The sequence below is a fragment of the Paenibacillus sp. OT2-17 genome, from assembly GCF_009827695.1.
GTDB classification, from domain to species: Bacteria; Bacillota; Bacilli; order Paenibacillales; family Paenibacillaceae; genus Paenibacillus; species Paenibacillus polymyxa_B.
Genome location: NZ_WUDQ01000766.1, coordinates 1 through 1,406 on the forward strand (window position 1 = coordinate 1; position 1,406 = coordinate 1,406).

The 1,406-nt window shown below is 46.1% G+C and carries 1 protein-coding gene; it reads right to left on the reverse strand.

Annotated elements, in window-relative coordinates; genetic code table 11:
- Positions 1–1,406 (reverse strand): DEAD/DEAH box helicase (locus GRP75_RS26935; protein ID WP_160790885.1); only part of this gene is annotated, 1,406 nt, incomplete at both ends.

Sequence of the window (1,406 nt, forward strand, 5' to 3'; positions counted from 1 at the left end):
TCCATTTCCTGTTTGATGGAATCCAGCGAGTGACCCAGATTTTGCATTTTTTTGCGAATTTCATCATCGCTACTGGATTCAAGCATAATTTTATACAAACTTTTTTCAATGGATTCTTTCTTCTCAAACTTCTCCAGAATAACGTCCAATCCGCCAATGACCATCTCAAACATATTTATCTTTTCATGCAGCAGATGCAGGATATGCTCCTCAATCGTTCCAGTTGTGGACAAGTTAAAAATATTAACATCATGCGTCTGTCCAAGTCGATGTACCCGTCCGATCCGCTGCTCCACGCGCATGGGATTCCACGGTAAATCGAAGTTAATCATATGGTGACAAAATTGCAGGTTAATGCCTTCACCACCCGCTTCGGTGGCAATCATGACCTGAATGCGCCCACGGAACAGATCCATCATCCAATCCTTGCGTCCACGGTTCATGCCGCCTCGGTAAGGAACAGCAGATAGGCCACGGTCACGGAAATAGTTCAGCAAATACTCCTGTGTGGCTCGGTATTCTGTAAAAATGATCACTTTTTCGTTCATCTGACGGATAAGCTCAAGCGCTTTTTCTGCTTTGGAATTGGCCTTGATCGCTTTAATGTGTGCAACCAAATCCCAGACACGATCGCGTAGAGGAGAGTCTGGAGCCATCTTTTTGGATAAATTGACCAGAGTCACGAACACAGCATCCCGGCTGCTGCACACTTCCCGTTGAAGGGTGACGAGAGACAGCATGCTACTTAAATTTCCGCCATTCGCCTGGTATTGCTCTTTGACAAAAGAGGTCACCCCATCGTACAGCGCTTGCTCTTCCGGCGAAAGTTCCAAGTGAATGTTGGAAACATTTCGTTTGGTGAATTGAACCGGGCCTTCTCCGCGACGATTGCGGATCATGACTTTAGACAGCTCATCCTTGAGCTGATCTTCATTTTTAGGCAGACGTTTATCTACAACAAAGTTGGCTGAGAAATCGCCATGTCTTCCCAATTGACCGGGCTTGAGCAGTGTAATCAGGTTAAACAGCTCAGACAGATCGTTTTGTACAGGTGTTGCTGTCAGGAGCAAACAATATTTTTTACGCAGCTTCATAATGAACTGGTAGTTGGATGTCTTTTTATTTTTCAGCTTATGAGCCTCGTCTATAATGAGCAGGTCATAATCGGTATCTAGCAGGATGTTACTATGGGGTTCCCGCTTGGCGGTATCCATAGAGGCCACGACGACCTCGGAAGACCAAGAATACGCTTTCTTCTGGGCGACAGCGGGAATACCGAATTTGCTGTTCAGCTCACGCACCCATTGTAGGACCAGGGATGCGGGTACAAGAATAAGCACTTTGGAAGCCAGCCCGCGAACCAGATATTCTTTTAGGATCATTCCAGCTTCGATCGTTTTGCCTAG